Source organism: Phycicoccus sp. (assembly GCF_035325325.1).
Taxonomy (GTDB): Bacteria; Actinomycetota; Actinomycetes; order Actinomycetales; family Dermatophilaceae; genus Phycicoccus.
The window spans coordinates 72,862-90,229 of sequence record NZ_DAOLAC010000012.1; the positions used below are offsets into that span (position 1 = coordinate 72,862).

The 17,368-nt window shown below is 74.1% G+C and carries 19 protein-coding genes; 9 read left to right on the plus strand and 10 right to left on the minus strand.

Annotation, left to right across the window (positions count from 1 at the left end):
* Position 1: 1 nt before the first annotated feature.
* Together PKA89_RS09540 and pdhA are read right to left on the minus strand one after the other, a co-directional pair.
* Positions 2-973: an alpha-ketoacid dehydrogenase subunit beta gene (locus tag PKA89_RS09540; protein WP_324418905.1), complete on the minus strand. Its 972-nt coding sequence runs from the start codon at positions 971-973 to the stop codon at positions 2-4.
* The gene (pdhA, locus tag PKA89_RS09545; protein WP_324418945.1) at positions 970-2,064 is read right to left on the minus strand and encodes a pyruvate dehydrogenase (acetyl-transferring) E1 component subunit alpha; all 1,095 of its coding nucleotides are present in this window, start codon (positions 2,062-2,064) and stop codon (positions 970-972) included. The genes PKA89_RS09540 and pdhA overlap by 4 nt, the downstream gene beginning before the upstream one ends.
* Positions 2,065-2,316: 252 nt before the next feature.
* On the opposite strand from pdhA, the gene PKA89_RS09550 reads away from it, so the two are divergent.
* The 3 genes from PKA89_RS09550 to PKA89_RS09560 all read left to right on the plus strand — a co-directional run bounded on the left by PKA89_RS09550 (position 2,317) and on the right by PKA89_RS09560 (position 5,115).
* Positions 2,317-2,700, plus strand: a complete 384-nt coding sequence (locus tag PKA89_RS09550; RefSeq protein ID WP_324418907.1) for a hypothetical protein — start codon at positions 2,317-2,319, stop codon at positions 2,698-2,700.
* A 21-nt stretch (positions 2,701-2,721) separates the two neighbouring features.
* Positions 2,722-3,213, plus strand: a complete 492-nt coding sequence (locus PKA89_RS09555) for a hypothetical protein (protein WP_324418909.1) — start codon at positions 2,722-2,724, stop codon at positions 3,211-3,213.
* A gap of 108 nt (positions 3,214-3,321) precedes the next feature.
* Entirely contained in the window at positions 3,322-5,115 is a 1,794-nt protein-coding gene (locus PKA89_RS09560; protein ID WP_324418911.1) for an alpha/beta-hydrolase family protein, read from the plus strand.
* Here the strand turns inward: PKA89_RS09560 and PKA89_RS09565 are convergent.
* The 4 genes from PKA89_RS09565 to PKA89_RS09580 are packed head-to-tail and all read right to left on the minus strand — an operon-like array spanning position 5,085 to position 8,102.
* Positions 5,085-5,507: a hypothetical protein gene (locus PKA89_RS09565; protein WP_324418913.1), complete on the minus strand. Its 423-nt coding sequence runs from the start codon at positions 5,505-5,507 to the stop codon at positions 5,085-5,087. The two genes, PKA89_RS09560 and PKA89_RS09565, sit on opposite strands and share 31 nt — an antisense overlap.
* Positions 5,504-6,682 (minus strand): molybdopterin-dependent oxidoreductase, encoded by a 1,179-nt coding sequence (locus tag PKA89_RS09570; RefSeq protein WP_324418915.1) that lies wholly within the window; start codon positions 6,680-6,682, stop codon positions 5,504-5,506. Before PKA89_RS09570 ends, PKA89_RS09565 begins: the two co-directional genes overlap by 4 nt.
* Entirely contained in the window at positions 6,679-7,431 is a 753-nt protein-coding gene (locus PKA89_RS09575) for a DUF2064 domain-containing protein (RefSeq protein WP_324418917.1), read from the minus strand. The genes PKA89_RS09570 and PKA89_RS09575 overlap by 4 nt, the downstream gene beginning before the upstream one ends.
* Positions 7,428-8,102 carry a glycosyltransferase family 2 protein gene (locus PKA89_RS09580; protein WP_324418919.1) on the minus strand — a complete coding sequence of 225 codons (675 nt, stop codon included), beginning with the start codon at positions 8,100-8,102 and terminating at the stop codon, positions 7,428-7,430. The genes PKA89_RS09575 and PKA89_RS09580 overlap by 4 nt, the downstream gene beginning before the upstream one ends.
* Before the next feature lie 124 nt (positions 8,103-8,226).
* Here PKA89_RS09580 and PKA89_RS09585 point away from each other — a divergent pair, with 124 nt between their 5' ends.
* A complete protein-coding gene (locus tag PKA89_RS09585; RefSeq protein ID WP_324418921.1) occupies positions 8,227-9,633 on the plus strand; it encodes a hypothetical protein in 1,407 nt (468 codons plus the stop codon).
* A 118-nt stretch (positions 9,634-9,751) separates the two neighbouring features.
* Here PKA89_RS09585 and PKA89_RS09590 read toward each other — a convergent pair whose 3' ends face one another.
* Together PKA89_RS09590 and hisC are read right to left on the minus strand one after the other, a co-directional pair.
* Positions 9,752-10,813 (minus strand): NAD-dependent epimerase/dehydratase family protein, encoded by a 1,062-nt coding sequence (locus PKA89_RS09590; protein WP_324418923.1) that lies wholly within the window; start codon positions 10,811-10,813, stop codon positions 9,752-9,754.
* 91 nt (positions 10,814-10,904) lie between these two features.
* On the minus strand, positions 10,905-12,023 hold the full coding sequence (hisC, locus tag PKA89_RS09595; protein ID WP_324418926.1) for a histidinol-phosphate transaminase: 1,119 nt from the start codon (positions 12,021-12,023) through the stop codon (positions 10,905-10,907).
* A 143-nt stretch (positions 12,024-12,166) separates the two neighbouring features.
* On the opposite strand from hisC, the gene PKA89_RS09600 reads away from it, so the two are divergent.
* The 3 genes from PKA89_RS09600 to galE are packed head-to-tail and all read left to right on the plus strand — an operon-like array spanning position 12,167 to position 14,507.
* Positions 12,167-13,009 (plus strand): aldo/keto reductase, encoded by an 843-nt coding sequence (locus tag PKA89_RS09600; RefSeq protein ID WP_324418928.1) that lies wholly within the window; start codon positions 12,167-12,169, stop codon positions 13,007-13,009.
* Between the two features lie 48 nt (positions 13,010-13,057).
* Complete coding sequence (locus PKA89_RS09605) at positions 13,058-13,444, plus strand: phage holin family protein (RefSeq protein WP_324418929.1); 387 nt, start codon at positions 13,058-13,060, stop codon at positions 13,442-13,444.
* Between the two features lie 43 nt (positions 13,445-13,487).
* Entirely contained in the window at positions 13,488-14,507 is a 1,020-nt protein-coding gene (gene galE, locus PKA89_RS09610) for a UDP-glucose 4-epimerase GalE (protein WP_324418930.1), read from the plus strand.
* A gap of 106 nt (positions 14,508-14,613) precedes the next feature.
* Here the strand turns inward: galE and PKA89_RS09615 are convergent, their stop codons facing one another.
* Positions 14,614-15,054, minus strand: coding sequence for a VOC family protein (locus PKA89_RS09615; protein WP_324418931.1), 441 nt, complete (start codon positions 15,052-15,054; stop codon positions 14,614-14,616).
* A gap of 10 nt (positions 15,055-15,064) precedes the next feature.
* Positions 15,065-15,451 carry a helix-turn-helix transcriptional regulator gene (locus tag PKA89_RS09620; RefSeq protein ID WP_324418947.1) on the minus strand — a complete coding sequence of 129 codons (387 nt, stop codon included), beginning with the start codon at positions 15,449-15,451 and terminating at the stop codon, positions 15,065-15,067.
* A gap of 185 nt (positions 15,452-15,636) precedes the next feature.
* On the opposite strand from PKA89_RS09620, the gene PKA89_RS09625 reads away from it, so the two are divergent.
* Together PKA89_RS09625 and PKA89_RS09630 are read left to right on the plus strand one after the other, a co-directional pair.
* Positions 15,637-17,094 (plus strand): cytochrome ubiquinol oxidase subunit I, encoded by a 1,458-nt coding sequence (locus PKA89_RS09625; protein ID WP_324418933.1) that lies wholly within the window; start codon positions 15,637-15,639, stop codon positions 17,092-17,094.
* Between the two features lie 18 nt (positions 17,095-17,112).
* Positions 17,113-17,368, plus strand: a 256-nt coding sequence (locus tag PKA89_RS09630) for a cytochrome d ubiquinol oxidase subunit II (protein ID WP_324418935.1), incomplete at its 3' end; no start/stop codon positions are given.

Genomic DNA, 17,368 nt, shown 5'->3' on the forward strand with positions numbered 1-17,368 from the left:
TTCAGTACGCGAGCGAACGGTCGACGGCATCGAGCACACGGTCGAGGTCGGGGAGGAACTCCTCCTCGAGCCGGCTCGGCGGGTAGGGCACGTTGTAGCCACCGACCCGCAGCACCGGGGCCTCGAGCGAGTAGAACGCCTGCTCGGTGACCATCGCCGAGATCTCCGACCCGATGCCGAGGAAGGTCGAGGCCTCGTGGACCACGACGACCCGCCCGGTCTTGCGGGCCGAGGCGAGGATGGCGGCGTCGTCGAGGGGCGACAGCGAGCGCAGGTCGAGGACCTCGAGCGAGCGCCCCTCCTCCGCGGCGGCCTGCGCGGCCTGGAGGCAGGTCTTGACCATCGGGCCGTAGGCCAGCAGCGTGACGTCGGTGCCCTCGCGCAGGACCCGGGCCGAGCCGAGCGCACCGTCGGGGGCCTCGCCGACCTCGCCCTTGTCCCAGTAGCGGCGCTTCGGCTCGTAGAAGACGACGGGGTCGTCGGACTCGATCGCCTGGCGGATCATCCAGTGCGCGTCGTGCGGGTTCGAGCACGCGACGACCCGCAGGCCGGCGGTGTGCGCGAAGTAGGTCTCGTTCGACTCGCTGTGGTGCTCGACCGCCCCGATGCCACCGCCGAACGGGATGCGGATGACGATCGGCATCGTCACGTACCCGAGCGAGCGGGCGCGCAGCTTGGCGACCTGGCTGACGATGTGGTCGAAGGCCGGGTAGACGAAGCCGTCGAACTGGATCTCGACGACCGGGCGGTAGCCGCGCAGGGCCATCCCGATCGCGGTCCCCACGATGCCGGCCTCGGCGAGCGGGGTGTCGATGACGCGGTCCTCGCCGAAGTCCTTCTGGAGGCCCTCGGTGACCCGGAAGACACCACCGAGCTTGCCGATGTCCTCGCCGAGCAGGACGACCTTGGGGTCCTGCTCCATCGCGGCGCGCAGGCCGGAGGTGATGCCCTTGGCGATCGTCGAGGTGCTCATCGGGCCGCCTCCTCCTCGAACGAGGCGTGGTACTCGGCGAACCACTCCCGCTCGCGCGCCGTCACCGGGTGCTCCTCGGCGTAGACGTGCTCGAACATCTCGGACGGCGCGGGGTCGGGCATCGAGAGGCAGCGCTCGCGGACCGAGGCCCCGAGCTCGTCGGCCTCGGCGTCGACGGCGTCGAAGAAGTCGGCGTCGGCCTTGCCGGTCGTCGTGAGCCAGCGCTTGTAGCGCTCGATGGGGTCACGGTGCTTCCACACCTCGACCTCGGCCGAGACGCGGTACTTCGTCGGGTCGTCGGAGGTCGTGTGCGCGCCCATCCGGTAGGTGAAGGCCTCGACGAACGTGGGGCCCTGGCCGGAGCGGGCGGCGTCGAGGGCCTGCTTGGTGACCGCGTAGACCGCGAGGACGTCGTTGCCGTCGACCCGGATGCCGGGGAAGCCGAAGCCACGGGCCCGGTGCCACAGCGGCGCCCGCGTCTGCTTCTCGTTGGGCTCCGAGATGGCCCACTGGTTGTTCTGGCAGAAGAACACCACCGGGCTGTTGTTGACCCCGGCGAAGACGAGCGCCTCGGAGACGTCGCCCTGCGAGGTCGCGCCGTCGCCGAAGTAGGCGATGACCGCGGTGTCGCGGCGGGGGTCGCCGGTGCCGACGTCGCCGTCGCGCTGCACGCCCATCGCGTAGCCGGTGGCGTGGAGGGTCTGCGCGCCGATGATGATCGTGTAGAGGTGGAAGTTCTTCTCGTTGGGGTCCCAGCCACCGTGGTTGACCCCGCGGAACATCCCGAGGAGGTTGACCGGGTCGACGCCCCGCGTCCACGCGACGCCGTGCTCGCGGTAGGTGGGGAACGCGTAGTCCTGGCGACGCAGCGCGCGGCCCGAGCCCACCTGGGCGGCCTCCTGGCCGAGCAGGCTGGCCCACAGGCCGAGCTCGCCCTGGCGCTGCAACGCCGTGGCCTCGGCGTCGAAGCGCCGCACGAGGACGAGGTCGCGGTAGAACCCGCGCAGCGCCTCGTCGGACAGCTCGTCGACGACGGCGTCGAGCTCGGCGTTCGGGACGCGCTCGCCCTCGGGGCTGAGCAGCTGGACCATCTCGGGGCCACCCTCGTGCGCCGGGCGCTGGGGCGCCTCCGCGACGCTCACGTGGTGGTCGACGCCGAAGGCGGTCTCGAGGGGGGCGACCTCGTTGTCGCTCACTGGGCACTCCTTCTCGGGCCCCGGGGGTGGGGGGCCGGTCTCGGGGGGCGTCGTGACGGGCTGCGAGGTGTGGCAGCGGTCACGGCCGGTGTCGAGGCCCACCGTACCCGGCGCGCGGCACCGCCCGGGACCGTGCAGAGTGGCGGGGTGACCACCTCGGCCCGGCTCCTGCCCGTCCTCGCTGCCGGAGGGGCCCTGCTCCTCACGGCGGCCTGCTCCGCCCCGGGCGACGACGCACCCGCGTCCTCGGCCGGCGCCACGTCGCCCGCCGCGACGCCCAGCCCCACGGCGAGCGAGACGGCCGCCGCCCGCGGCCGCCCCCTCGAGGCCGAGGTGCAGGTCACCGAGGTCACCGACACCTGCGTCTACGTCGCCGTCGGGGACGCCGAGCGGTGGGCCCTGCGTGGCACCGTGCCGGCGGTGGCCGTGGGTGACCGGCTCACGGTCACCGGGGCGCCGGACGACACGGACTACGCCGAGTGCCCGGACGGCCGGCCGTTCCTCGTGGACCGGGTCGTCCCGGTCGGCTGACCCTCCGCCTGGGCTCACCCCGTGCACGCACTCATCCTCTGGTGCGGGTTCCTCGGGGGCTGGCTGCTCTTCGCGGGCCCGGTGTACCAGGCCTCCCTCGAGCTCGCCGAGGTCGACCTCGAACGGGACGAGATCTCGGACGCCATGCACGACGTCGAGCCGCCGCGCCGCTCCTCGCCCTGGTGGTGGCTCCTGCCGCCGGTCGCCTACCTCATCCGCCGTCGGGAGGGCGAGGCGTTCCGGCAGCGGGTCCACCGGGCCCTGAGCCGCGAGCACCTCGGCCAGTTCGTCGAGTTCCAGTCGAAGGCGACCGGATGGGTCTTCGTCGCGATGGGCGCCCTGCTCATCGCGACCAAGGAGACCTACGAGCTCGGCGAGCACCACGCGTGGCCCGGATGGCTCGTCCTCCTCGTCGTCGTGGCGATGGCCGTCCTCTCCGGGCTCAACACCGCCGTCCGTGCGCGACGCAGCCGGGCCCTCCTCGACGACCCCGGGGGCACGGCCGCCCGCTGACCCGCCGCCCCCCGCCCGACCGCCCGGCCGCCCGAAATATGCCCGCCGTGCCGTCGGCGACGCGCCGTACCCTGCTGGTGGGCCCCCGAGCCGGGTCCGGAGACAGGGATGACGACACTGCAGACGCGCGGGCGACCCGACGACGAGCGCCGTCGGCGTGCCCCGTTCGTGCGCCGCGCGGCCGCCACGGGAGCGCTCGTGCAGCGGTTCGAGCCCCCGCTCGGCCACCCCAGCCACCTCACCGAGGCCCGCTTCTCCGGGCCGGGGCTCGTCCTCGGGGGCATCTTCGCGGCGGCGTCGCTCGCCCCGTCCCTCCTCCCGCGGCCGTCCGTCGTCCAGGGCGTCATCTCCGGGGTGAGCCTCGCCGTCGGCTACGGCGCCGGGGCCGCCCTCGCGTCGCTGCGCGACTACCTCGGCATCCCGCACCTGCGCGGGCGGCTCCACGAGGCCGTCGTCGGCGCCTGGGTCGCCCTCTGCGTCGGGATGCTCGTGCTCGCCGGGTGGAAGCAGGTGGGCTGGCAGAACGACATCCGGCTCCTCTACGGGATGCCCCCGATCGGGCCGGACGGCTGGCCGCTCGTCGCCGCCGTCACCGTGCTCGTCGCCGCCGCGCTGCTGCTCCTCGGGCGCAGCCTCGCCGCGGCGTTCCGCTCGGTGCGCCGCCGCCTCGGGCGCCGGTTGCCGCGCCGGCTCGCGACCCTGCTCGGCGGCGTGCTCGTCGTGGTCGCGATGTGGGCGGCGTTCAGCGGCGTCCTCGTCACCGGCTTCTTCGCCGGCGCGAACGCCCTGTTCGCCCCCTCGGACCAGGTCGTCTCGGCCGGCACCCGGGCCCCCACCTCCCCGGTCCGCTCCGGGGGCCCCGGCTCGCTCGTGCGCTGGGAGGACCTCGGTGCGGAGGGTCGCGGCTTCGTCTCCGGTGGCCCGACCGTGAGCGACATCGACGCCGTCACCGGGGGCGGGGCGCGGCTGCCGGTGCGGGTCTACGTCGGCCTGCGCAGCGCCGACACCGCCGCCGCGCGCGCCCAGCTCGTCCTGCGCGAGCTGCAGCGCACCGGCGCCTTCGACCGCAAGGTCCTCGTCCTCGCGACGACGACCGGCACCGGCTACCTCGACCGCAACGGCACCGACCCGCTCGAGTACCTGTGGAACGGCGACACGGCCATCGCCGGGGTGCAGTACTCCTACCTGCCGAGCTGGATCTCGCTGCTGGCCGACCAGGACTCCGCGCGCCAGACCTCGCAGGCGGTCTTCGCCGCCGTCCACCGGTACTGGTCGACCCTCCCGGAGGCGAGCCGGCCGCGGCTCTACCTCTACGGCCTCTCGCTCGGCGCGTACGGGGTCGAGAGCATCCTCGGCTCGATGAACCTCATCAACGAGCCGATCGACGGCGCCCTGCTCGTCGGGCCGCCGTTCGTCAGCCCCGTGCACGCCCAGCTGACCGCCGACCGCGACCCCGGCAGTCCGGCCACGCTGCCGGTGTTCGGCAACGGCCGCACCGTGCGGTTCGCCTCGGAGTCGCAGTCCGCCCAGCGCACCCCGGGCCCGTGGGGACCGACGCGCATCGTCTACCTCCAGCACGCCTCGGACCCCGTCGTCTTCTTCAGCACCGACCTCGCCTTCACCCCACCGGCGTGGCTGCGCGAGGACCAGCGCGGTCCGGACGTCTCGCCGCGGATGGGCTGGTTCCCGGTCGTGACGATGGTCCAGGTGCTCCTCGACCTGCCGGGGGCCGGGAGCGTGCCGATGGGCTACGGCCACCTCTACTCGGCGCCGGCGAACCTGCAGGCCTGGGTCGGCATCACCGAACCCACCGGATGGGACGCCGCGAGCCTCGACCGGCTGGCCGCCGTGCTCGCGAAGCGGCCGCACCCCTACGGCAACATCTCCTCGTCCTCCTCCTGAACGGTGCGCCGGCGCAGCGCGTCGACGACGGTCGCCACGACCGCGAGCAGCGCGAGAACGAGCCATCCCGCCGTGTACGGACGGTCGAGGAGGGTCGGGTTGTCCGGGCGGGCCCCGAAGCGGCCGAGGACCGGGACGGCGACGAGGGTCAGCGGGCCGAGGACGAGGAGCAGCCGGACGAGCGAGGGCCGCAGCCAGGCCGGGGCGGTGGTGGCGGCGAGGACCCCGAGCCCGACGACGACCGGCGCGAGGACCGCGTCGTGGGCGACGATGCCGCCCGCCAGCCACACCACGACGTCGAGGACGGGGCGACCGAGGCCGGCCAGCAGGGTGAGGCCCCAGCCGAGGGCGGCGAGGCCGACGGCGCCGACGCCGACCCGGACCGCCCTCATCCGCGCACCACCTCGACCTCGTCGAGCCACTTGGTCTGGAGGACGCCGGGACGGGCCGGGGCGATGAGCCGACACGGGTAGCCGTGGTCGGGGTGCAGCGGCTCGCCGCCGAGGGTCAGCGCGAGCAGGGAGTCGGTGCGCGCGACCCACGCGGCGGGCAGGGTGCTCTCGCGGTAGGCCCCGCGCGGCTGCATCGAGCGGACGGTCACGTCGTCGGCCGGCGTGCCCCCGACGAGGGCGACGACGTCGCGGACGGCGACCCCGCCCCACGTGCCGCTCGCGCTCCACCCCTCGACGCAGGCGATCGGCAGGACGGCCGAGCGCTGCGGCATCGCGAGGAGCTCGTCGCGGGTCAGCTCGACGGCGCCGGACGGGCCGGTGACCCGCAGCCGCCAGGCCGGGTCGGCGACGCGGTCGGCGACGAGCGCCCCGACCGCGCTGACGTTGACCGGCACCCCCTGGGGGCCGTTCCCCGAGCGGACCGCGAGCACCGCGACCCGGCGGACGCCCGGCAGCTCGACCGCGGTCGTGGCCAGCACCGCGACCCCGGCCGAGAGCCACGTCGTGCGCAGCAGCGAGCGGCGGGAGGGGGCGCCGGGTGCCGACGGGATCGACTCCGGGGGCTCGCCGAACGCGGCACGCACGTGAGGCAGCTTGACCGCCACGTGGAGGAGCACGGACCCGACGGCGACCCACCCGACGGCGAAGTGCGCGCGGATGAAGTCGAAGCGCCACGGGTACCACTGCGCCGAGTTCGCCAGCCCGGTCGCGAGCTGGAAGACCGCCGAGCCGACGAGGAGCGCGACCGACCCCCGCTCGAGGAGGTGGAGGGCGAGCCGGCGCGGCGCGAGCGGCGGGCGGACGAAGAGCCGCGGGAACACCGACCAGAGCTTGACGAGCAGCAGCGGGACGGCCGCTGTCCCGGCGGCGACGTGCAGGCCCTGGGTCACCTGGTAGAGCCGGGCCGGACCGGTCGGGAGGGGCAGTCCCGCCGGCGGGTGCTGGAGCGCGTGGCTGAACAACCCGGTGAGGAAGCAGATGACGAAGGCGGCGCCGAGCCACACCCCGACCCGGGCCGCGGTGCGGGGTCCGCGCAGGCCGCTGGCGAAGTCCTCGCTCCGGGGGATGCGGGCCTCGAGCCGGGCCGCCACCCCGGTGAGGGTGCGCTCGTTCACCCGTGGCCGCCGGGAGCGGGGTCGGCGGGAGCGGGGTCGGCGGAGGCGGCCGGGACGGCGGGCGGGGTCGGCGGGTCCGCCGCCCCGGGGACCTCGAGCGAGCGCCAGAGGGCCGCGAACCGGGTGTGCGGCGCCTGGGCGGCGACGGCGTGCGCGTCCTCGACCTCGTCGACGTCGCGCAGCGGGGGCGCGGCGAGCGGGGGGTGGCCCGCCGCGCGCAGGGCGGCGGCGGTGAGGCGTCCGGTGTCGGAGCGGCTCATCGGCACGCCGGCGAGGACGCGGGCCTGGTGGGGGTGGGTGGTCACGAGGACCCACCAACCGCCGTCGAGCGCCGGGCCGAGCACCGGGCCGTCGTGCCGGTGCGCCTCGTCGGCGAGGCCGCGGAGCAGGTGTGCGTCGGCCTGCGGGGTGTCCATCCCCACCTGGACGACCGGTCCGCCGGCCAGCCGGTGGGCCTGCCGGTGCCCGTCGACGAGCCGCTCGGCGAACGACCCACCACCCTGCGCAACGACGTGCCAGTCCGCGGCCGACGATCGGATGTCCCTCTCGCGCACCGCCTTCGTCAGGTCACCGGCCAGGGCGAGGACCCGGCGCCCCCGGGGCCACGCGCGACCGCCTGCCTCGAGCGTGTCGAGCAGGGCGGCCGCGGCCAGGGCGGCGGCCGCCTCGTCGCCGACGACCTTGGCGAGGCGCGTCTTGGCGAGGCCGGGCACGGGGGCCTTGGCCATGACGAGGAGGCTGCCCCTCACCGTCCCGCCTCCGTCGCGAGCACCCGGGCGAAGTCACGCCCGGCGCGCATCGTGCCGCGCACCGACCCGGACACCTTCGAGCGGGTGCCCGCGGCCCGCGGGAGGTAGGTGATGTCGTGCTCGGTGATCGTCCATCCGGCGCGCTGGGCCCGCACGAGGAGCTCGACGGGGTAGCCGAACCGGCGGTCCTCGACCCCGAGGTCGAGCAGGTCGCGGCGCCGGCAGACCCGGGCCGGGGCGATGTCCCGGACGGGGAGCCCGGTGCGGCGCCGCAGCCAGGCGAGGACGAGCGCGTTCCCGGCGCGCGCGTGCCACGGCCACGCGCCGCGGGCACCGGGGCGGCGGCGGCCCACGGCCATCGTGGCCCGCCCCTCGTGGACCTCGGCGAGGAGCGGCGCGAGCTCGGCAGGATCCATCGACCCGTCGCCGTCGAGGACGGCGACGTACTCGGCCGAGGCCGCCTCGACGCCGGCGTGCACGGCGGCGCCGTAGCCGGGCCGCTCCTCCTCGACGACGGTCGCGCCGAGGTCGCGGGCGACCTCGGCGGTCCCGTCCCGCGACCCGTTGTCGACGACGACGACGCGGAAGCCGGCGGGCACCCGGGCGATCACCCCGGGGAGGGCCGCCGCCTCGTCACGGCACGGGAGGACGAGGTCGCAGGTCGTGGTCACACCTCGACCCTAGGTTCCCCGGGCCGCGCGAACGCCCTTGTGCGACCTTACGATCCGCTGACGTCGAGGGCTCGGGCGCGCCGGCCGGGCGGGCGGGTGACGAGGGCAGGGCATGCTGGTGGGCATGGCCTCCGCCCCGGTGACGACGCGTCCGGCGAGCACCGCCGGCACGCGCACGGGCCGGGGCGCGGCGTGGGGACTGGCCGTCGGGGTGCTCGTCGTGGCGGCCGCGTTCCTCGTGCCGCCGCTCACCGGGGTCGACGTGGTCGCCGGCCGAGCGGCGCCCCTCATCGGCGACTGGGCGCTGCGGTTCGGACCCTCGAGCATCGTCGCCGTCGCGCTGGTCGTGGGGTCGGCGCACCCCGGGCTGCGCGGGCTGGTCGAGCGGATGCCGTGGCGCCGGCTGCTCCTCGCGTCGTGGGTCGTCGCGGCCGTCTGGATGGTGTCGCTGGCGCTCGTCGACGGGTACGCCGGCCTCGGGCGGGTCCTCGACCACGGCACCGAGTACCTCCAGAGCGCGCGCCAGGTCGACGACGTCGGCGAGATGCTGCGCGTCTACGTCTCGCGCATCCCGCTCGACGCGCCGCACCACTGGGCCGTGCACCTCGCCGGGCACCCGCCGGGCGCGGTCCTGCTGTTCATCGGGCTCGACCGGCTCGGACTCGGCGCGTGGCAGGCGGCGGGACCGGTCGTCGTCGCCGTCGCGGCCACGGTGCCGGCGGCGGTGGCCGTCACCCTCGACCGGCTCGGCGCCCGCGACGCCGCCCGCCGCGTGCTGCCCTTCCTCGTGCTCGGCCCCGCTGCGGTCCTCATGGCGGTCTCGGCCGACGCGGCCTTCGCGGCCACCCTCGCCTGGGGGGCGGCCGGCCTGGCCGCGGCCGGCGCCGCCCGCGGCCCTCGCCGGTGGGTCCTCGCCGTCGTCGCCGGGCTGCTCCTCGGCTGGTGCGTCATGGAGTCGTACGGCCTGGTCCTCGTCGCGCTGCTCGCCGTCGGCGTGCTCGTCGCCATCGACCGGTCGTGGCGCGAGCGGATGGCCGTCGGCGCGGTCGCCGCGGTGGCGGCGGCCGGGGTCGCGCTCGGGTTCGCGGCGCTCGGGTTCGCGTGGTGGGAGGCGTTTCCCGTTCTCCACGACCGCTACTGGGTCGCCGGCGACGTCGCCAGCCGTCGGCCTGCGTGGTACTGGGTGTTCGGGAACCTCGGGGCGGTCGTCGTCTGCGCCGGCCTCGCGATGCCGGCCGGGATCGGTGCCGCGTGGCGACCGGTCCGGTCCGTCGCCGGAGCAGTGGGGCGGGCGGCATCCCCCCGGTGGGAGCGGGCCGCCGCCCCACTCCTCGCCGCCGCCGTCGCGATGGTCGTCGTCGCCGACGGCTCGCTCATGAGCAAGGCCGAGGTCGAGCGGATCTGGCTGCCGTTCGTGCCGTGGCTGCTGCTCGGGGTGCTCTGGCTGCCGCCGCGGTGGTGGCGGTGGGGCCTCGTCGGCCAGGGCATGCTGGCGCTGCTGCTCCAGCACCTCGTCCGCACCGTGTGGTGACCGTGCCATCGCGTGCTACGGCGCGGTAAGTGTCGCCAGGGCAGCACTTACTGCGGTGTAGCCCGCATCGGAGTCGGAGTCGGAGTCGGGGTCGGGCACGGGCGCGGGCGCGGGCTCGTCAGGCGCGCAGCGGCGCGGTGGCGAACGCGGCCAGCCCCTCCTCCGGCGTGACCCGCGCGACGAACCCCAGCTCGGCCCGGGCTCGCGCGGGCGAGGCGACCACGTGCCGCACGTCCCCGATGCGGTACTGCCCGGTGACCCGCGGCTCGAGGTCCCGCCCCGAGCCGGTCGCCACGTGCCGAGCGACGTCGGCGATGGCGATCGGGCTCCCGGAGCAGACGTTGACGGCCCGGTGGCTCGCGACGGGCGCGGCGAGGACGGCGTGCACCGCCGCCAGGTTGGCCCGGGCGACGTCGTCGACGTGGACGAAGTCGCGCATCTGACGACCGTCCTCGAAGACGGTCGGTGGCTCGCCCCGCTCGAGCGAGGAGCGGAACATCGCCGCGACCCCGGAGTAGGGGGTGTCGCGGGGCATCCCCGGCCCGTAGACGTTGTGGTACCTGAGGGAGACCGCGGCGCCCGGCGACTGCCGTGCCCACGCGGCGGCGTACCCCTCCTGGGCCACCTTGCTCACGGCGTAGCTGCTGCGGGCGTCGAGCGGGGCGTCCTCGTCGACGAGGGCCCAGTCGAGGGGCCCGCCGCACACCGGGCAGGGGTTGTCGAAGGCGCCGGCGTCGAGGGCCTCGCGGGTGCGCGGCCCGGGCGCCTGCGGACCGTGCTCGGGGCAGGTGTAGCGGCCCTCGCCGTAGACGACCATCGAGGACGCCTGGACGAAGCGGTCGACGCCCTCGGCGTGCATCGCGGCGAGCAGGGCGGCGGTCCCGAGGTCGTTGTGGCCGGCGTAGAGCGGGAGGTCGGCGACGGTGGCGCCGGCCCCGACCATCGCGGCGAGGTGGACGACCGCGTCGGCGCCGCGCAGCAGGTGTGCCCACGCGGCGGCGTCGCGGACGTCGAGGCGGTGGACGCCGGGCGGCGGGTCCGCCCGGGTCGCGGCGCCGTGCGCCTGCTCGAGGAGGAGGTCGACGGCGACGACGTCGTGCCCGTCGGCCGCGAGCTCACGTCGGGTCGCGGTGCCGATGAACCCGGCCGCGCCGGTCAGGAGGATGCGCACCCGCGCCATCCTGCCCTGCCCCGCCCGACGATCCCCGAACGTGTGTGAAGAACGTCGGCATCCCGACGTCCTTCACACACGTTCGTGGGAAGGGCGCGGGTCAGGAGGGGCGGGCCGAGCGCCAGCGGCCGGCCACCTCGACGAGGCGGTCGTTGGCCTCGGGCTCGGCGATGGTCGCGCGGACCCCGTCGGTGCCGTAGGGCCGGACCGTGAGCCCGGCCTCGTCGCAGACCGCCGCGAACGCCGCGGTGTCCTCCCCGAGCCCGAACCACACGAAGTTCGCCTGCTGGTCCGGGACGTCCCACCCCTGCTCGCGCAGCGCGGCGAGCACCCGCTCACGCTCGGCGACGAGCTCCTTGACCCGCACCTCGAGCTCGTCGGTGGCGTCGAGCGACGCGAGCGCCGCGACCTGCGCCAGCGAGTTGACCCCGAACGGCAGCGCGGACTTGCGCAGCGCCGCGGCCACCGGCTCGTGCGCGACGGCGTAGCCGACCCGCAGTCCGGCGAGTCCGTACGCCTTCGAGAAGGTCCGCAGCACGACGACGTTCGGGTGGGCCTCGTGCACCGCGAGGGCGTCCGGTGCGTCCGGGGCGTCGACGAACTCGAGGTACGCCTCGTCGATGACGACGAGCACGTCCCTCGGCACCCGCGCGAGGAACGCCTCGAGCTCCGCGGCGCCGACCGTCGTCCCCGTCGGGTTGTTCGGCGTGCAGACGAGGACCAGCCGGGTGCGGTCGGTGACCGCCTCGGCCATCGCGTCGAGGTCGTGCCGGTCGCCGGGAGCCAGCGGCACCATGACCGGCCGGGCACCGGCGAGCGTCGCGAGGATGGGGTAGGCCTCGAAGGAGCGCCACGCGAAGACGACCTCGTCGCCGTTGTCGCAGGTGGCCCGGACGAGCTGGTCGAGCACGCCGACCGACCCCGGCCCGGTCGAGATGCGCGCCGCGGGCACCCCGAGCCGCGCGGCGATGGCCTCGGTCAGCGCCGTCACCGCCATGTCCGGGTAGCGGTTCATCCCTGCGGCGGCGTCGCGCACGGCCTCGAGGACGGACGGCAGCGGCGGGTAGGGGTTCTCGTTGCTGCTGATCTTGTAGGCGACGAGCCCCTCACGGACCGTCGCCGGCCGGCCGGGGGTGTACGCGGGCAGGGCGGCCAGGGCGTCGCGCAGGTGCACCGGGGTGGGGCGCGCGGCTGCCTCGGCGGCGAGGTCGTCGGTCATGCGCCCACTGTAGGTCCGTGCCGGGCCACGACCGGCGACGGCCGGGGCCCCGCCGAGCGACCACGGCACGCCGGACGGCCGAACGCGCAGGCGGCGCGCCCGGTTCGCTCGGCGCGTGCGGGCGGACGGCTAGCGTGGCCGCCATGAGCGACCTCCCCGCCCCGCACCGGCTCGCCGACGGCAGCTCGATGCCGCCCGTCGGCTTCGGCACCTACCCGCTGCGCGGCGAGGAGGGCATCGCCGCGATGGTCTCCGCGCTCGAGGCCGGCTACCGCTACCTCGATACGGCGGTCAACTACGAGAACGAGACCGAGGTCGGCGAGGCACTGCGGCGCAGCGGTGTCCCCCGCGACGAGGTGCAGGTCGCGACGAAGGTGCCCGGCCGCTTCCACGAGCGCGAGCTCGCCCTGCGGTCGCTGCGCGACTCGGCCGCCCGGCTCGGCCTCGAGCAGATCGACGTCGCGCTCATCCACTGGCCCAACCCGAGCCGGGACCTCTACGTCCAGGCGTGGCAGGGGCTCGTCGAGGCGCAGCGCGAGGGCCTCGTGCGCACCATCGGGGTCAGCAACTTCACCGAGGCGCACCTGACCCGCGTCATCGACGAGACCGGCGTGACCCCGGCGCTCAACCAGCTCGAGCTGCACCCCCTCTTCCCGCAGGCCGGGATGCGGGCCGTGAACACCCGGCTCGGCATCCTCACCCAGGCGTGGAGCCCGCTCGGCAAGCGGCAGGCCCCCTTCGACGCCGACCCGGTCGCGGCGGCCGCCGAGGCCCACGGCGTCAGGCCCGGGCAGGTCATCCTCCGCTGGCACCTCCAGATCGGCTCGATGCCGCTGCCGAAGTCCGCGACGCCGGAGCGCCAGCGCGACAACCTCGACCTCGGTGGGTTCGTCCTCACCGACGACGAGGTCGCGGCCGTCACGGCGCTCGGGCGCCCCGACGGCCGCCTCTTCGACGGCGACCCGGACACCCACGAGGAGATGTAGCGGCCGCGGGTCCGGCGCCCCCGCGCCCGGACCTGTCATGATCGGTCCGTGACGAACTTCCTCATCCGGGTCGGGATCAACGCCGTCGCCCTCTGGGTGGCCGCCCTCGTCGTGTCGGGCGTCAACCTCGCCGAGGACCAGGAGTCGCTCGGCCGCAAGGTGCTGACGATCGTCCTCGTCGCCCTGCTCTTCGGGCTGGTCAACGCGGTCATCAAGCCGATCGTCAAGTTCTTCTCGTTCCCGTTCGTCATCCTCACGCTCGGGCTGTTCACGTTCGTCGTCAACGCGTTCATGCTCCAGATCACCGAGTGGATCAGCAACGCCGTCGGGCTCTCGTTCACGATCGACCACTTCTTCTGGGACGCGATCCTCGCCGCGGTCGTCATCACCCTCGTGTCGTGGGTGCTCAGCGTCGTCCTGCCCGAGGACGACTGAGAGCCCTGCCGCTGCGCGGGCGTCCTCGCGTAGATTCGCCGCCATGCGCGTCCTCGTCTCCGGCGGTGCCGGCTACATCGGGTCCCACACGGTCGTCCAGCTCGTCGCGTCGGGCCACGACGTCGTGGTCGTCGACTCCTTCGCGAACGCCAAGCCGACCGTCGTCGGGCGCATCGAGGCCCTCACCGGGCAGCCGCTCGACCTGCGCTCGTTCGACCTCACCGACCACGACAAGACCGAGCACCTCTTCGCCCACGAGCCGTTCGACGCCGTCATCCACTTCGCCGGGTTCAAGGCGGTGGGAGAGAGCGTCGCCAAGCCGCTCGAGTACTACGAGAACAACCTCGGCTCGACCTTCTCGCTCGTGCGGGCCATGCGCCGTCACGGCGTGCGCCGGCTCGTGTTCTCGTCCTCTGCGACGGTCTACGGCGCGGATGCCCCCGTGCCGATGCACGAGGACCTGCCGACCTCGGCCACCAACCCCTACGGCTGGACCAAGGTGATGCAGGAGCAGGTGCTGCGCGACGTCGCCGCCGCCGACCCGACATGGCGGGTGGCCCTGCTGCGGTACTTCAACCCGGTCGGCGCCCACCCGTCGGGCACCATCGGGGAGGACCCCTCGGACGTGCCGAACAACCTCATGCCGTACATCGCCCAGGTGGCGGTGGGCCGGCTCGACCGGCTCCTGGTCTTCGGTGACGACTACCCGACGCCCGACGGGACCGGCGTGCGCGACTACATCCACGTCGAGGACCTCGCCGCGGGACACATCGCCGCCCTGCACCGGCTCGGCGACACCGCCGACCCCGTCTCGACGTGGAACCTCGGCACCGGCCACGGCACGTCGGTCCTCGAGCTGCTCCACGCGTTCGAGCGGGCCTGCGGCCACGAGCTGCCGCACGAGGTCGTGGCGCGGCGCCCCGGCGACATCGCCGCGTCCTACGCCGACCCCTCGCGCGCCGAGGCCGAGCTCGGCTGGCGGGCCACCCGGACCGTCGACGACATGTGCGCCGACACCTGGCGCTGGCAGTCGCAGAACCCGCACGGCTACCCCGACGCCTGACACCTGCCCGCCGGCCCGCCGGACCGCGCCCTTGGCGGGCTACCCCGCAGTAAGTGCCGGGATCGCGACACTTACTGCGGGGTAGCCCGCGCCGTAGGCCGCGGGGTCAGCGGGGGGCGAGCGGCTGGTTGATCCGCAGCAGGTTGCCCGCGGGGTCGCGGAAGGCGCAGTCGCGGACACCGTAGAACTGGTCCATCGGCTCCTGGAGGACCTCGGCGCCGGACGCCCGCACGTGCTCGAACACCGCGTCGACGTCGGCGCACCGGAGGACGACGGGGGTGAGCAGGCCCTTGGCGAGCAGGGTGTCGATGGCCACCCGGTCCTCGTCGCTCGTGTGCGGGCCGCCGCCGACCGACTGGATGGTGACGGTGAGGTCGGGCTGGGCCGGCGGGGTGAGGTTGAGCCAGCGGAACTCGCCCTGCGCGTAGTCGCTGACGACGTTGAACCCGAGGACGTCGCGGTAGAACTCGAGGGCCTTGTCGTGGTCGTCGACGACGAGGAAGACGTTGGCGATCGCGAGGGTCGAGGTGACGGTGGTCGTGTCCATGGACCCGAGGCTAGGCCGACGCGCCCTCGGCCCGCTTCTCCGAACCTGACCGGCCCCCCCGGGGACGGTCGGCCTCCTTGGCGACGCACGACGGGATGGCCGCCGCCGCCTCGTGGTTCGCGGCCCGGAAGTCGCTGGGCGTCACTCCCATGAGCTCGGTGAACCGCGAGCTGAACGACCCGAGGGAGGTACAACCGACCGCCATGCACGCGTCGGTGACCGACACGTCCCCGTGCCGCAGCAGCGCCGCGGCCCGCTCGATCCGCCGGGTCATGAGGTGCTGGTAGGGCGTCTCGCCGTAGGCCTCGCGGAACATCCGGTGGAAGTGCCCGGGCGACATGAGCGCCTCGGCGGCGAGCGACGGCACGTCGAGGGGTTCGGCGAAGTCACGGTCCATCCGGTCGCGGGCCCGCCGGAGCCGGACGAGGTCGTCGCGCTGCACCTCGTCACTCTGCCACGGGTCGACGCAGGCCGGGGCGAGCCGTCGTGGTCCGAGTCACACGGAACCCATCTCGACGCATCTACGACACCCTGTAGTTTGTACTACGTCACGTCGTACTACACGCCCGGCAGGAGCCTGACATGGGATCGTCGCTCGACGTCGCTCGGTGGCAGTTCGCCATCACGACCGTCTACCACTTCCTGTTCGTCCCCGTGACGATCGGGATGTCCGGTGTCGTCGCGTACTTCCACACCCAGTGGGTCCGCACGCACCGCCCCGAGTACTACCGCCTCACGAAGTTCTTCGGGAAGCTCTTCCTCATCAACTTCGCGCTGGGCCTCGTCACCGGCATCGTCCAGGAGTTCCAGTTCGGGATGAACTGGTCGGACTACTCGCGCTTCGTCGGGGACATCTTCGGCGCTCCGCTCGCCTTCGAGGCGCTGCTCGCCTTCTTCCTCGAGTCCACCTTCCTCGGCGTCTGGATCTTCGGTTGGGGACGCATCCCCGAGAAGCTCCACGCCAGCACGATGTGGCTGACCCACGTCGGCACCGTGCTCTCGGCGTACTTCATCCTCGCGGCCAACTCGTTCATGCAGCACCCGGTCGGCTACACCTTCAACCCGACGACCGGCCGCGCCGAGATGTCCGACTTCGTCGCGGTGCTGACGAACAAGGTCCAGCTCGTCACCTTCCCGCACGTCGTCCTCTCGGCCTACATGGTCGGCGGTGCCGTCATCATGGGGGTCGCGCTGTGGCTCCTCCGTCGTGACCGCGACACCGACGACGCCCCGATGTACCGCAAGGCGGTCCGCGTGGGCGCGGTCGTCTCCCTCGTCGCCTCGCTGGGGGTCATCGTCTCCGGCGACGTGCAGGGCAAGATCATGACCGAGGTGCAGCCGATGAAGATGGCTGCGGCAGAGGCGCTCTACGACACCACGAGCAACGCCCCGTTCTCGGTCCTGTCGATCGGCCCGCTCGACGGCAGCTCCGCGACCCGCATCATCGAGGTCCCGGGCCTGCTCTCCTTCCTCGGCACCGGCAGCTTCGACGGCACCGTCGAGGGCATCAACGACCTCAAGGTCTCCGAGCGGGCGATGGCCGAGAAGGTCGGGCAGCAGTACGGCCCCGACGTCGCGAAGCTCGTCGCCGCCGACGACTACACCCCGATCATCCCGGTGGCCTACTGGACCTTCCGGCTCATGATGGGCGCCGGTTTCCTCACCATGCTGTTCGCCGCCATGGCGCTCTGGGCCACCCGCAAGAACGGTGTGCCGCAGGCCAGGTGGTGGACCTGGATCGCGGTGCTCACGCCGCTGCTCCCCATCGCCGCCAACAGCTTCGGCTGGATCTTCACCGAGATGGGGCGCCAGCCGTGGCTCGTCTACGGCCTGATGACGACGGCCACCGGGGTCTCGCCCTCGGTGAGCGTCGGCGAGGTCTGGGTGTCGATGGTCGTCTACACCCTCGTCTACGCCGCGCTCGCGGTCGTCGAGGTCAAGCTCTTCCTCACCTACGTCCGGCGCGGTGCCGAGCCCTTCGAGGACCCGGCCGACCACGCGGACTCCGCTGAGGACGCTCCCCTCCAGTTCGCCTACTGATCAACGGGACTGACACACATGGACACTCTGCAGCTCCTCTGGTTCGGCCTCATCGGCCTGCTCTGGGCGGGATACCTCGTCCTCGAGGGCTTCGACTTCGGTGTCGGCGCCCTGCTCCCCTCGCTCGGTGCCGGCCAGGATGCCGAGGACACCGAGAAGCGTCGCCGGGTCATGCTGACGACGATCGGCCCGCACTGGGACGGCAACGAGGTCTGGCTCCTCACCGCCGGCGGCGCGACCTTCGCCGCCTTCCCCGAGTGGTACGCCACGATGT